14 protein-coding genes are annotated in these 13,127 nt (G+C 70.9%); 13 read left to right on the top strand and 1 reads right to left on the bottom strand.

Annotated features, from left to right (window positions below):
* Positions 1–14 precede the first annotated feature (14 nt).
* The 13 genes from ACIGWZ_RS09620 (at position 15) to ACIGWZ_RS09560 (ending at position 12,415) form a co-directional block, all read left to right on the top strand.
* The gene (locus ACIGWZ_RS09620) at positions 15–1,184 is read left to right on the top strand and encodes a sensor histidine kinase (protein ID WP_400062583.1); all 1,170 of its coding nucleotides are present in this window, start codon (positions 15–17) and stop codon (positions 1,182–1,184) included.
* Complete coding sequence (locus ACIGWZ_RS09615) at positions 1,181–1,840, top strand: response regulator (protein ID WP_400062582.1); 660 nt, start codon at positions 1,181–1,183, stop codon at positions 1,838–1,840. Before ACIGWZ_RS09620 ends, ACIGWZ_RS09615 begins: the two co-directional genes overlap by 4 nt.
* Before the next feature lie 114 nt (positions 1,841–1,954).
* Positions 1,955–2,593 carry a GPP34 family phosphoprotein gene (locus ACIGWZ_RS09610; RefSeq protein ID WP_400062580.1) on the top strand — a complete coding sequence of 213 codons (639 nt, stop codon included), beginning with the start codon at positions 1,955–1,957 and terminating at the stop codon, positions 2,591–2,593.
* A gap of 15 nt (positions 2,594–2,608) precedes the next feature.
* Complete coding sequence (locus ACIGWZ_RS09605; RefSeq protein ID WP_400062578.1) at positions 2,609–4,171, top strand: carboxylesterase/lipase family protein; 1,563 nt, start codon at positions 2,609–2,611, stop codon at positions 4,169–4,171.
* 255 nt (positions 4,172–4,426) lie between these two features.
* A complete protein-coding gene (locus ACIGWZ_RS09600) occupies positions 4,427–4,645 on the top strand; it encodes a hypothetical protein (protein WP_400062576.1) in 219 nt (72 codons plus the stop codon).
* 476 nt (positions 4,646–5,121) lie between these two features.
* On the top strand, positions 5,122–5,520 hold the full coding sequence (locus ACIGWZ_RS09595) for a DUF5132 domain-containing protein (RefSeq protein WP_400062574.1): 399 nt from the start codon (positions 5,122–5,124) through the stop codon (positions 5,518–5,520).
* Between the two features lie 169 nt (positions 5,521–5,689).
* A complete protein-coding gene (locus tag ACIGWZ_RS09590; RefSeq protein ID WP_400062572.1) occupies positions 5,690–7,984 on the top strand; it encodes an ATP-binding cassette domain-containing protein in 2,295 nt (764 codons plus the stop codon).
* 106 nt (positions 7,985–8,090) lie between these two features.
* Complete coding sequence (locus tag ACIGWZ_RS09585) at positions 8,091–9,386, top strand: condensation domain-containing protein (protein WP_400062570.1); 1,296 nt, start codon at positions 8,091–8,093, stop codon at positions 9,384–9,386.
* A 5-nt stretch (positions 9,387–9,391) separates the two neighbouring features.
* Entirely contained in the window at positions 9,392–9,607 is a 216-nt protein-coding gene (locus ACIGWZ_RS09580; protein WP_400062568.1) for an MbtH family protein, read from the top strand.
* A gap of 10 nt (positions 9,608–9,617) precedes the next feature.
* Complete coding sequence (locus ACIGWZ_RS09575; RefSeq protein ID WP_400062566.1) at positions 9,618–10,865, top strand: cytochrome P450; 1,248 nt, start codon at positions 9,618–9,620, stop codon at positions 10,863–10,865.
* Positions 10,866–10,868: 3 nt separating this feature from the next.
* Positions 10,869–11,633 (top strand): SRPBCC domain-containing protein, encoded by a 765-nt coding sequence (locus ACIGWZ_RS09570; RefSeq protein WP_400062564.1) that lies wholly within the window; start codon positions 10,869–10,871, stop codon positions 11,631–11,633.
* A 31-nt stretch (positions 11,634–11,664) separates the two neighbouring features.
* Positions 11,665–11,853: a hypothetical protein gene (locus ACIGWZ_RS09565; protein ID WP_400062562.1), complete on the top strand. Its 189-nt coding sequence runs from the start codon at positions 11,665–11,667 to the stop codon at positions 11,851–11,853.
* 376 nt (positions 11,854–12,229) lie between these two features.
* Positions 12,230–12,415, top strand: coding sequence for a DUF5132 domain-containing protein (locus tag ACIGWZ_RS09560; protein WP_400062560.1), 186 nt, complete (start codon positions 12,230–12,232; stop codon positions 12,413–12,415).
* Positions 12,416–12,598: 183 nt separating this feature from the next.
* Here ACIGWZ_RS09560 and ACIGWZ_RS09555 read toward each other — a convergent pair whose 3' ends face one another.
* Positions 12,599–12,976, bottom strand: coding sequence for a DUF6193 family natural product biosynthesis protein (locus ACIGWZ_RS09555; RefSeq protein ID WP_400062558.1), 378 nt, complete (start codon positions 12,974–12,976; stop codon positions 12,599–12,601).
* Positions 12,977–13,127 lie beyond the last annotated feature (151 nt).

Raw genomic sequence — 13,127 nt, 5'->3', positions numbered from 1 at the left:
GATAGGGTCGGGGCGTGGACCGCAGCAGCAGACGGCCGGACGACGCGTTCGACGGGAAAGCCCGAGGTGAGCTGTCGCCCCGTGCGGCCCGGCTGCTGTGGTGGGGGTCTGCCGGTCTGGTACTGGCCGTCCTCGGTACCTCGGTGCTCGTCGCCGGCGCAGAGCACGGCCGTCGACTGCCGGTGACCGTGGCCCTGGTCCTCGCGCAGGCCTGCGCCCTGAGATGGCAGGCGCGCGCCCCGGTCGCCGTACTGGCCGTGAACGCGGCGACGGGGCTCGCGGTGTGGGCGCTGCTGCCCGCGGTGACCTTGACGGGGGCGCTGCTCGCGGCGCAGGTCTCGTTGTGCGTGCTGTCGGCCATCAGGCCTCGGCGGGTGTCGGTGCAGGCGCTCGCGGCGATGTGCCTGCCGGCGCCGCTGGCGTTCGGGGCGGGCGGTCCCGCGGGTCTGACGGTCTATCTGCTGACGGTGGTCCTGGCGTGGACCGCGGGGCAGTGGCGCAGGGCACAGCAGGCACGGATGAGGGCGGAGATGCGCCGGGCCGTGGTGGAGGAGCGCGCGCGGATCGCGCGCGAGGTGCACGATGTCGTGGCGCACTGTCTGTCGGTGATGGTGATCCAGGCAAGCGCCGCCGACGACGTGTTCACCGAGCGGCCCGAACAGGCCCGTCAGGCACTGCGGGCCATCGAGACGGGCGCCCGCTCGGCACTCGGCGAACTGCGCCTGCTGCTACGCGCGTTCCGTCCTGATACGGGGGAGGACGAGGTCGGGGATCAGCGGGAGCCGGGGTCCTCGCTCGCGCGCCTGGACGATCTGGTCGACACCGTGCGCGCGACCGGGATGAGGGTGCACGTACACCGCACGGGCGCCATCGACGAGCTACCGGCCGCGGTGGACCTGGCGGCGTACCGGATCGTCCAGGAGGCGCTCACCAACACGCTGCGCCACGCGGCCGGCGCCGACGAGGTGCGCGTGCGCGTGGCGGCCGAAGGGGAGTACGTGACGGTCACAGTGGTCGACAACGGGCATCCATCACAGGGCCGTTCGACCGCGGCAGGAGCGGGACGCGGTCTTGTGGGGATGAAGGAGCGCGCACGGCTCGTAGGCGGCAGCCTGCACGCTGGTCCGTTGCCTGGAGGCGGGTTCGAGGTGGCGGCGAGGCTGCCGGTGGAGGGCGCGTCATGACGCTGCGCGTGGTGGTGGCCGACGACCAGGTCCTGGTCCGGACCGGATTCCGCATGATCATCGATGCGCGGGACGACCTGGAGGTGGTCGGTGAGGCGTCCGACGGCAGGGAGGCGGTGCGGCTGACGCGGGAACTGGCGCCCGACGTGGTGCTGATGGACGTACGCATGCCCGTCGTGGACGGCATCGAGGCGACCCGGCAGATCGCGGCGTGCGGCAGTCGGGCCCGGGTGCTCGTGCTGACCACCTGGGACGTGGACTCATACGTGGTCGCCGCCCTGCGGGCCGGGGCAAGCGGCTTCCTGCTGAAGGACATGCGCCCCGCCGAACTCGTCGACGCGATCCGCCTCACCGCGCGCGGCGACGCGCTGCTGGCGCCGACCGTGCTGAGCCGCGTCCTGGACCGGTTCCTGCGGACCACGCCCGACCCGGCGCCGCCGCCCTCCCTGCAGGACCTCTCCGGCCGCGAGCGGGAGGTCCTCACCCTGATCGGGCAGGCGCTGTCGAACGCGGAGATCGCCGAGCGGCTGCGTCTGTCGGAGGCCACCGTCAAGAACCATGTCACCGCGGTGCTGCGCAAACTGGGCCTGCGCGACCGCGTCCAGGCCGTCGTCGCCGCCTACGACCACGACCTCGTAAGGCCGCGCCGCCCCTGACGGCGCCGTCTCCTCCTTGAGGAGGAGGCCGGGCCGCGGTCCTCCTGTGTTCCCAGTGCCAGTCCGTTCCCGTGGCCGATCCGGATCCGGGGTGGCCGCCCATAGCGTCGAGGTGTGATCGACGACCTGGCATGCCTCATGTATCTGCTCGCCCACGACGACGCGGCCGAAGGCCCTTACGACCGTTCCCGGACGGAGCTGCTGGTCCGTGCCGCCGCCCTGATCGACCTCGCGTTGCGCGGCCGCCTCAGGGAGGACGGCGGCACGGTCACCGCCTCCGGCACGGACCCGACCGGCGACCCCGTCCTGGACGGCGTGCTGCGCGACGCCGCCGCCGGGCACGGCTGGAAGAGCCTCGTGCGCCGCCACCGCAAGCGGACTCTGACGGAGGTGGAGGACCGGCTCGCCGAGGCGGGACTCCTCACCGTGAAGGCGCCCCGCACCCGCTTCGGCACCCGGCGGCTGACCGTGCCGGACCGCGCCGTGCCCGCCGCACTCCGCGCCCGCGTGTCCGCGGCGCTGCGCGGGGAAGGCCCCGTGCAGGAGATCCCCGCGGCCGATGCCGCGCTGCTGGCGCTGGCCGCAGCGGGCGGCGTGCGTTCGGTCGTGTCACGGCATGACCAGAACACCTTCCGGGCCCGTATCGACGCCTGCACGGGGTGTCTCGCCACCCTCGCGCCCGGCCTGGAGACAGCTGTACGCGCTCTGCCGATGACCATGATCGCCGCACAGGGCGGCATGGGCGGCAGCTGACCGGATGGGGAGATGATGACCATGCACCGCGTCCTGACCACCTTGTGCTGCGCCCTGTCCGCCATGCTCGCTGCGGCCTGTTCCGCAACACCGCCGACGGAGCACGCCCGGCCCGCCGCCACGACGGTACGCACCCACGACGGCCCGGTGCGGGGCACCGCCCACGACGGCTACCGCACCTTCGAGGGCATCCCCTATGCGGCGCCCCCGGTCGGCAGTCTGCGCTGGGCGCCGCCCCGCCGTGCGGCCCCCTGGCCCGTGGTACGGGACGCGACCAGGCCCGCGAGCGCCTGCCCGCAACCGGCCGGCGAGGTGCCCGGCGGCAGCACCGACGAGGACTGTCTCCACCTGAACGTCACGACACCCGACGGCGCAGGACCGGCACGCCCCCGTCCGGTGCTCGTGTGGCTGCACGGCGGCGGATTCACCACCGGAGCGGGCAGCTCGTACGACGCCCATCGGATGGCCACCCGCGGCGACGTCGTGGTCGTCACCGTCAACTACCGCCTCGGGGCCCTTGGTTTCCTCGCGCACAGCGGGCTGACCGGCTCCGGCACCTTCGGCCTGGCCGACCAGCAGGCGGCGCTGCGCTGGGTCCGCGCCGAGATCGGCGCCTTCGGCGGCGACGCGCACAACGTGACGCTGGCCGGCGAGTCGGCGGGCGGCTACAGCGTCTGCGCCCAGCTCGCCTCACCCGCCGCCGCGAAACTCTTCGACCGGGCGATCATCGAGAGCGGCCCGTGCACAGGCCGCCCCGACCGGCCGTTCGCCCCGTCCTCCGTCCCCCTGTCCACGGCGCGCGCCGCGGGTGCGGACCTCGCGGCAAAGGTCGGCTGCGGCTCCGCCCGCGACGCCCTGGCCTGCCTTCGGCGGGTGGACGTCTCCCGTCTGCTCGCGGCCCAGGACACCGATCAACAGCCCGTTCACACCACACCGTTGCTGCCTACCGACCCCGCAACGGCGATCGCCGCCGGCCGCTTCCACCGCGTCCCCGTGCTCATCGGCAACAACCACGACGAGGGCAACGGCTGGGCCGCCGGGATCATCCAGGCCGGCCATCCCGTCACTCCCGACACCTGGCCCGACGTCGTGGCCTCGTTCTTCCCCTCCCCAGGGCAAGCGAAGGCGATCGTCCGCGAATACCCGGTGCACCGCACCGACGGCGGCCCGGTGTTCGGCGCGGTCATCGGCGACGCGGACTTCGCCTGCCCGACGGCGCACACCGACGGCCTGCTCGCTGCCCATGTGCCCGTCTGGCGCTACGAATTCGCCGACGAGCACCCCCCGCCACTCACCTCGGGCACGCCGCCGTTCCCGCTCGGCGCACCACACGCGAGCGAACTGCCCTACCTGTTCGACCTGGGCGGCCGCCCCGGCGATCTGACCGCGGCACAGCACCGGCTGGCCAACACCATGATCGACTACTGGACCCGCTTCGCCCGCACCACCGATCCGAACGGCCCCTCGTCGCCGCACTGGACCCGGCAGACCGTGCTGTCCCTGGCTCCGGACCACATCGCCCCCACCCGCACGGCGCAGCTCCGCCACCACTGCGCCTTCTGGCACGCCCTCGGGTGACCACGGAGACGATCGCGTGAGCCCGGAATTTCCCGCGCTGCTCGAGCGGAACAACGCACTCGGCGGGGCGCTCCACGCGGACGCGGACGCGGCCGAGGAACTCGGCAGACTCACCGAGGACATCGCGCGAGCGTTGCTGGATGCTGGGGTCGTGGGGGCCGCACTGCCGCAGAGCCTCGGCGGTTACGAGTTCTCCCCACGTATCTCGCCACAACCACGACCCCGGCCAACGGCGGCGCGATCTACCGCCTCGGCTTGGTCAACATGTCCGCAATCGGACACACCGGCTGGGCGCTCGGTGTCGGGCGGCGCCTGCTCGATGAACTGAAAGTGGTGGCCGCGGCCAAATCCGGCACACGTAACGCCGCCGTCGACACCGCGCAGTTCCACGCAGACCGGTTTCTGCGTGATCCCGGTGCAGGCACCCAGCACATCACCTCAACCCCCACGGTCCTGCAGAACTGGGGGAAATGACTCAGCGATGCACAACCCTGAGCGCACTGGGAATTTCTCGACTTGACGCCGTGACCACCAGGCCGGCGAGCGCGCACCGGCACGAAAGGGAGCCCCACGATACGTGGCTGCGGCGCCGGAACATCCCCTTCCCGCCCTGCGGCGGCGGGTGACACGCGAACTCGTCATTCCTCGGTATGTAGGTAAATCAGTTAAATAGATAGTTCGGTGAGTGTGCGTACAGCGATCAATCTTGCTCGGGACGATCGAGGACACTCACAAGGGTGAAACCAGCCGAGACCATTTGGCCTCGATGGGCATGACTCGACTACGGTAATGGAAGGGCGGGTGCCGGACCCTTTCGACGAGGAATTCAACCCAGTAGGGCATCGCGAATTCTGGGAATGGGTGCTTCCATCCGCCCAGCTGTGTGCTGCTTCGGTGTTCGCAGTACCCGGGGTTCCTGTCATACGTATGCGTAGCGAAGTTGGAGCAACATGCCGCCCGTAGTGCCGCCCTTCCTGATCGGCCTTATCGCCGCGCCACTGGCCAAGCGTCTCTTCAAGCCTCTGATGCGCGGCGTCGTCAAGACGTCCGTCGGTCTCGCCCTTGAGGTGAAGAAGGCGACCCATGCGGCCGGAGAGAACATCCACGACCTTGCGGCCGAGGTGGCCGCCGAGATGGTGGCGGCGCACATCGCCGCCGGTGACGTCGAAGCCCGTTCGGGTGACGGTCAGCAGGCCGCCGAGAGCGGCACCCCGAAGAGCGAGAAGGACGAGGCCGCCGCCCGGGCCAACGCCGAGGCGAGGGCTCCGAAGATCCGCGCGACCGCCGGCGTCGGCACCGGCACCGGCACCGGCACCGGCACCGGCACCGGCACCGGCAAGACACGCTGACGGTTCCTCCAGCGGCCCGGGCCGCCACGCGGGCTCGGAGAAATGTGCCCGAGTGGTGGTCGGCCGCGGACCTACCGACCGCATCGTATTCCCCGGACTTTCCGCTCTGTCGCGTTAATTCGTCGTGCTCGTCACGGTTTTTACGACCTCTATAAAGGTGATCGTACACATGCCCTCTCTGCTGGGTGCCGCAGCCGGATATCGCTCCGTGGATTTGGACGTGCGTCCGCGTTCGGTTATTCCAGGGCGCCAGCGCTGGGACGTCAAACTGGTTCTCGGGCGGCCTCAGGCGGCCGAACTCCTCGCTGCAGTCCTGCGACGCCTTCCCGGGATCACCGAGGCGCAGGCCAGCCCGATCACCGGTGGCGTCCTCGTCCGGCACGACGCGCGGGTGAAAGCGGCGGACGTCGGCCGGCTCGTCCGCAAAGCCGTCACCCTGGTTGTGGGGGGCTCGGCCGGAGCGAGGCGTCCGGCCCCGGCACGGCCCGCCGCCGAACCTGCCCCGCGCGCGGATCACGGCGTCGTGCGTCCCGTGCTCGCCGTCGGGGGTGGGGTGGCGGCCGGCATCGCCCTGATCCGCGGGTCGGCGCTGAGCAAGCAGCTGGTGGCGCTGGGCGGAGTGGCGGCGGCGACCGGAACCGTTGTCCGGAAGGCCTGGCGCAAAACGGCCGACGCGACCCAGGACCTGCCCGGAACCGGAGCCGAACGACACCCCCTGCTGGAGATCGTCGGACCGCACCGCCGGCGTCTCTACCGCGCCTCCGCGCTGTCAGTCGCCTGCCAGGTCTCGGAGATGGCGCTCGGCACCTTCCTCGGCTGGACCGCGCTGGTCCTCATCAAGGGCGAGGCCGCACCGCTGGTCAGCCTCGGCCTGACCACCGCGTCCGCTCAACTCTGGGGCCTGGCGGGGCTGGTGGCCGCCGCCTGTGCCGCCGTGGCGAGCCTCTCGTACACCTCGAACCTCCAGTGGCGCCGGCTCGGCCAGGACATCGAGCACGACTGGCGCAACCGGACATACGCCCACGTGCAGCACCTCGAACTGCGGCACCTGGAAGGCGAGCGGACCACCCGGATCGCCGGTGCGCTCACCGACGACGTCCGCCAGCTGGGTGCCTTCTTCGCCACCTCGGCCAACGACCTGCTGCAACTGGGCACCAGCCTGGCCCTCCTGGTGCCGCTGTTCCTGCTGCTGGCGCCGCAGATCGCCTGGATCGCGTTCCTGCCGATCCCGGTCATCGCCTGGCTGTCGTTCCACTACCAGGACAAAGTCGCGGCCGACTACGCCATCTCCGGCGAGCACCGCGCCAGGCTGCACAGCCAACTGGTGAACACGTTGGAGGCCGGCGCCACCGTCAAGAGCTTCTGCACCGAGGACTACGAGGCCGAGCGCATCGACCAGCTGAGCGGGGAGGCTCAGGAGAGCAGCCGGCAGACCGACCACAGCACGATCCGCCACGCCGAGATCGTCCGGGTCTGCACGACCAGCTCGATGGCCGGAACCCTGCTGATCGGTGGCCGGTCGGTGCTCAACGGCAGCCTGCCGTTCGAAGTGTTCAGCCCGCTGATCGGGCTGCCGCAGATGGTGCTGCTGCGGATGAACCGGCTCGGCGGCATCGTCGACCAGTACCAGCGCACGCTCACCTCCTACGACCGGGTCCAGCGGCTGCGCGCCCTGCCCGCCGAGACCGACGGCACCGGCGAACCACTCGCTGTCGAGAAGGTGCGCGGGGAGATCGTCCTCGACAACGTGACCTTCGCCTACCCCGGTCGGCCGCCGGCGCTGGAGGACCTCTCGCTGACCATCCCCGCCGGGCAGGTCACCGCCCTCGTGGGCGCCACGGGCTCCGGCAAGACGACGATCGCCAAGTTGTTGATGCGCTTCCAGGACGCAGAGTTCGGCAGTGTGCTGCTCGACGGGCGGGAGGTGCGTGACGTGCCGCGGCACGATCTGCGCCACGCGATCGGGTTCGTCGCCCAGGACCCCTTCCTCTTCGACGGCACCATCGTCGACAACATCCGCTACGGCAGCTTCGGCGCCTCGGACGAGGCGGTGGTCGAGGCGGCCACGATGGCCGAGGCACACACCTTCATCGCGACGCTGCCGGACGGCTACGACACGGTGATCGGCGAACGCGGCGCCGCCCTCTCGGGCGGGCAGCGGCAGCGGATCGCGCTGGCGCGCGCGATCCTCAAGGACGCACCGGTCGTGATCCTCGACGAAGCCACCTCCGCCGTGGACAACGAGACCGAGGCCGCGATCCAGCGCACGCTCCGCGTCTTCGCGGCCGACCGGACGATGGTGATCATCGCCCACCGGCTCTCCACGGTCCGCCACGCCGACCGGATCTACGTCATGGACAAGGGCGGCGTCGTCGCCGAGCAGGGCACCCACGACGAACTCCTCGCCCAGCACGGACTCTACGCATCCCTCTGGCAACTCCAGGCCGGCGAACCCGCCGCCTGACCGCAGCCACCGCCCGACCCGACCGCCGACCGCGTGACGTCTCCGCGGCCGGCGTGTCCCGGCGTGCCCGGCGACCACGCCTGCCCACGCTTCTGGAGGTACCCCCATGTCCCGTCGCGATGGCGATGCCCTTCCCTTGACGGCGGCCCAACGTGAGATCTGGCTGGCCGAGCAGCGCGCGCGGACGGCGCTCGACGCCTACCGCATCGGCGACTATCTGGAGGTACACGGCCCGGTCGACGCGGAGCTCTTCGAGACCGCGCTGCGCCGGGTGGTCGACGAGATCGACGCGCTGCACGTGAATTTCGTCGACCACGGGCAGGAGCCGCTGCAGGTGGTCCGCGAGGCATGGGACTGGGAACCCCATCTGCTCGACCTGAGCTCGGAGCCCGACCCACGAGCGGCAGGCCTCGCGTGGATGGCCCGTGACCGGATGCGTGCGCTGGACCTCTCGAGCGATCCGCTCTTCAGTTTCGCGCTGATCAGCCTGTCGCCGACACACCACCTCCTGTACCAGAACCACCACCACCTGGTGATGGACGGGTTCAGCCTCTCCCTCGTCCGGCGGCGCCTCACGCGGATGTACACGGCGCTGGCCGCGGGCGGCCCGGTCTCGCGGTCGCCGTTCCGTTCGTTGGACGAGCTGGTCCGCAGTGACGCCGACTACCGCGCCTCCAGGCAGTTCACCGCCGATCGGTCGTACTGGACGGAGCGGCTCGCCGACCAGCCGGAGCCGGCTCAGCTCACGGGCCGGGCTCCGCGGAGCGGGAGCGGCCCGCGCACCGTGGTGGAACCGGCGGTGCTCCGCGTGGACGCGCTGCGAGCGCGGGCCACGCAGGCCGAAGTCCACTGGTCCCGCCCGCTGATCGCAGCGGCAGCGCTCTACGTACACCGGCTCACCGGGGACCGGGACGTGCTGATCGACCTTCCCGTCACCGGGCGAGAGGGAGCCGAGCGCACCCTGCTGTCCACGCCCGGCATGACGGCGAACACGGTGCCCCTGCGCCTGGCGATGCGACCGGACCAGCGCTGGCACGACCTCGTCGTCGAGGTGGCACAGGAGGCCGACGCGGCCCTCGCTCACCAGCGCTACCGCAGCGAGGACATGCTCCGGGACCTCGGCCTGCCCGGCTCCACCGGGGCGGCGTTCCCGCTCGTCGTCAACATCATGGTCTTCGACTCCCCGCCGAGCTTCGCCGGGCACCCCGCCACGCTGCACTACCTGCTCCCGGAACCGACCACCGGGCTGGCCCTCTGGGTCATGGGCCGGCGGGGAGACAAGGAGCTTCGGGTCGAACTCAAGGGCGCGCCCCAGACCTGGAGCGAGGACGAACTCGCCGTCCACCAACGGCGGCTGATCGAGGCCACCGGCGACACCTCAACCCGCAACCAGGAGGACTGATACCCATGAGCAATCCGTTCGAAGACGAGGCCGGCACCTTCCTCGTGCTCGTCAACCAGGAGAACCAGCACTCGCTGTGGCCGCAGTTCGCGGACGTCCCCGCCGGCTGGACCGTCGCGCACGGCCCCGACACCCACGCCGCATGCCTGGAGTACGTCGAGCAGACCTGGACCGACATGCGGCCCAAGAGCCTCGTCGACGCCATGGACGCCCAGCGGTAGCGCGGCCGACGTGACCTCCACCGAGACCCTGGACGGGACCCGCGGCACCGCGGGCCCCGTCCGGCCCGGCGACTTCGCCGCAGCGCTGCAAACCCCCGAGGCCCGCCGGAACCCGTACCCGTTCTACGCCCGCATGCGGCGGGAGAGCCCGGTCCACCGCAGCGCCCAGGGCATCTGGTACCTCACCCGGTACGCCGACGTCGAGGCGGCCCTGGGGGACCTGAGGCTGTCCAACGACCGGGGCCGGATGACCCGCGCCTACGGAGCGCTCGGCGGCGAACTGAAGGCCTTCAGCAGGCTCACCGACCGGCTCGGCCGGGTGATGAGCAACACCGACCCGCCGGACCACGCCCGGCTGCGCAAGTTGGCCAACCGTGCCTTCACCGCCCGGCGGGTCGAAGCCCTGCGCGACGGCATCCAGCGGATCGTCGACCGGCTCGTCGACGAGGCGCTGGCGGCGGGGTCGGCCATGGACCTGATCGAGGCGGTCGCCTCCCCGCTGCCGATGTCCGTCGTCTGCGAGCTCTTCGGCATCCCGCCCGAGGACCTCCCGCAGGTCAAGACCTGGTTCCGCCGCTTCGGCCGGCTCAGCGAGGACATCGACAAGTCCGAAGCCGCGATCGAGCAGTACGAGGAGTACCTCGCCCGGCTCGTCAGCCGCCGCCGGGCCGACCCGGGCAACGACCTGGTCAGCGCCCTGGTCACGACGCAGGCGCAGGACGACCGGCTCACCGACTCCGAACTGCTGTCCACCTGCTTCGTCCTGATCACCGCGGGAGACGAGACCACCACCCACCTGATCGGCAACGGCATGCTCGCACTGCTGCGCCACCCCGACCAGCTGGCCCGGTTGCGCGAGGACCCGGCGCTCATCCGCACGGCCGTCGACGAACTCGTCCGCTACGACACGCCGACCCAGGCGATCGTCCGGGTCATGGCCGAGGACGTCGAGATCGGCGGGCAGGCGCTGCGCGAGGGCGAGCTGGTGTACCTGGTGCTTGCCGCGACCAACCGTGATCCCGAACGCTTCGAGGAGCCCGACCGGCTCGACCTGTCGCGCCCCGACAACCGGCACCTGAGCTTCGGCAACGGCCCGCACTTCTGCCTCGGCGGCCCGCTGGCCAAGCTCCAGGCAGAGGTGGCCATCGGCACGCTGGTCCGCCGCTTCCCCCACCTGCGGCTGGCCGACGAGGCGACCCTCGAATGGCGGCCCAACCCGCTGCAACGGCGGCTGGACGCCCTCCCGCTCGCCTACTGACGCATGAACGACGACGAAGGAGAACTGACCATGGCCCGAGAGTTCGAGGTCCGCCGGGAGCAGGACCTGCCCGCCACACCCGAGCAGGTCTGGCGCGCGGTCGCCACCGGCGCCGGCAACCTCGGCTGGCTGTATCCCATGGAGGTCGAGCCGCGCGTCGGCGGAAAGGTCACCCGGTCCGACGGCACCGTCGTGGCGTGGGAGCCGCCGCAGCACTTCGCCGTGCGGGTGGCCCTGGACGACGGGTTCTCCAACACCCTCAGCTACCGGATCGAGCCGCGCGACGAGGGAACCAGCCACCTGCGGATGGGCATCCACTGGGTGCACACGGGAGTCGTCGACGAGTACTGGGACACCAAGGCGGACGCGGCCGAGAAGCACGTCGACTTCTACCAGCACGGCCTCGCCAAGTATCTGAGGCACTTCGCCGGCCGCCCCGCCGTCTACGTCAAGGCCGGCCGCGACGAGCGCACCGACGATCCGGCCGACTTCGCCGCGCTGCGCCGACGCCTCGGCCTCGCCGACGACACGACCGCCGGAGACCGGCTGTCGCTCGACCTCCCGGGTGCGAACGGCGGCGCGGAGGAGGTGGTCGTGGACTGGATCAGCCCCGACTTCGTCAGCCTGCGCGGCCCGGACGCTGTGTACCGGTTCTTCAACGGCAGCTCCTGGAACTGGCCGATCTGGCTGGGCCACCACCTGTTCGCCGAGGGCGTGGACGAACAGCAGTCCACCAAGGCCTGGAACGCCTGGCTCAATGGTGCCTGACCCGTCGCACGACACGACTGAAGGGCCCCTGGTGGAAACAGTGCTCTACGCCGCCGAACTCGTCCAGGAGGGCGGTACCTACAAGCTCGTCGTGCAGGACGTGGTGCGCGACACGGTCCAGGTCACCCCTGTCCCCAAATCCGCGGTGGACAAACTCCCGGCCTTCCTGTCCGTGCTGAGTTCCAAGCTCAGCTCCGCACCCGCACGCGGCCGCTGGTAGACCTCTTCGACGCCACGGGGCCGGTGCCGTCCTGCGCAGCAACTCCCGGACGGCACCGGCTGGCCGCCAGCAGGCGGCCTCGTACTCCGGGGCGAGGTCGATGATCCCGTTCCGCAGCCACGATCCCCTCCGGCGCGCCGCCGTCCGATCGAATGAAGAGCGTCGGCGTGCCCGGGCAATATCGACCGAGGGTCGACTACGGTGTTTTCGGTGGGGGTGAAATTCCTGTCCGGCGCCGTCGGCCAGGCGGTACCGGCACGTACGGCCGCAGCCGTACGGTGTGTACAAGAGAGGTTCACGCATGCCCCCCGTAGTTCCTCCCTTCCTCGTTGGCCTCCTCGCTGCCCCTCTGGTCAAGAGAGTGGCGAAACCGTTGGTGCAGGGCATCATCAAGACGTCCGTCGGCCTGACCCTCGAAGTCAAACGCGCAGCCATCGAGGCGGGCGAGGAGATCCAGGACCTCACCGCCCAAGTGGCCGCCGAGAAGCGTGCGAACTCCGCTCGCACGCGTCGTGCGAAAGCCGACGGCGAGGTAACGGCGCAAGGTGCCACGGCAGGCTGAAGACCGGCGGTCCGCGAGAAGCCGGGTGCGGGCGGGAGCAGCCTGCTCCCTGGCTCGCCGTTTCTTACGGCAACACAGCCTGCGCCTCGGGAGCGATCTCGACCTCGCCCGCGGCATCGACGTTCGGTGCGCAAACCGACCGTGCTTCGACGGCTCAACGCCTCCAGGAACTTCCGCTCTGAACTACTTCGACCGTTCCCTTTCGGCCAATTCCTCTGGCGTGCCGACGAAGGCGCGACCGCAGTCCGGGGGGAGTCGTTCGACCACCATCGCGATGGCGGCCTCCGCGGTCGGGGCGGGGCCGACGCTCTGGGACCGTGAGGGCCCGCCGACGAGGAAGCCGCCGCCCATCATCGGGGCGATGAACGGAACGTCCCAGGTCCAACGCAGCTCTGTGCACCGGCTGAAGTGCAGCTCGCCCATGCCGACCCAGGGGAACAGCTGCCGTAGTCGGGGCTCGGCGTAGGCGGCGCGTAGCAACCGGCCGTCCACACGATGGGCAGTGAACAGCTTCTGCCATGCGGATTCGATGATGTCTTTCTCGGGCGTGCCCTCCGTCATGCCCCGCATTCTGCTCGACACCGAAGGATTTCGGCCAGCTCAGGGTGATAACTCTTCGCCCCGCCCTGGGGCACGCCTCACCTCCAGAGGGCGAACGTTTCGTGTCGTCCCGTGGAGGCCGGGCGAGCGCCCGGGTACGAGACGGTCAGGC

Origin of the sequence: Streptomyces sp. NPDC053427 (assembly GCF_044544985.1) — a bacterium.
Classification (GTDB): Bacteria; Actinomycetota; Actinomycetes; order Streptomycetales; family Streptomycetaceae; genus Streptomyces.
This window is presented reverse-complemented; position numbering and strand designations above follow the sequence as displayed.

Coding starts and splice junctions, on each gene's coding strand:
- ACIGWZ_RS09615 (WP_400062582.1), top strand. CDS start 1,181: ATGACGCTGCGCGTGGTGGTGGCCGACGACCAGGTCCTGGTCCGGACC.
- ACIGWZ_RS09605 (WP_400062578.1), top strand. CDS start 2,609: ATGACCATGCACCGCGTCCTGACCACCTTGTGCTGCGCCCTGTCCGCC.
- ACIGWZ_RS09595 (WP_400062574.1), top strand. CDS start 5,122: ATGCCGCCCGTAGTGCCGCCCTTCCTGATCGGCCTTATCGCCGCGCCA.
- ACIGWZ_RS09590 (WP_400062572.1), top strand. CDS start 5,690: ATGCCCTCTCTGCTGGGTGCCGCAGCCGGATATCGCTCCGTGGATTTG.
- ACIGWZ_RS09585 (WP_400062570.1), top strand. CDS start 8,091: ATGTCCCGTCGCGATGGCGATGCCCTTCCCTTGACGGCGGCCCAACGT.
- ACIGWZ_RS09580 (WP_400062568.1), top strand. CDS start 9,392: ATGAGCAATCCGTTCGAAGACGAGGCCGGCACCTTCCTCGTGCTCGTC.
- ACIGWZ_RS09570 (WP_400062564.1), top strand. CDS start 10,869: ATGAACGACGACGAAGGAGAACTGACCATGGCCCGAGAGTTCGAGGTC.
- ACIGWZ_RS09555 (WP_400062558.1), bottom strand. CDS start 12,976: ATGACGGAGGGCACGCCCGAGAAAGACATCATCGAATCCGCATGGCAG.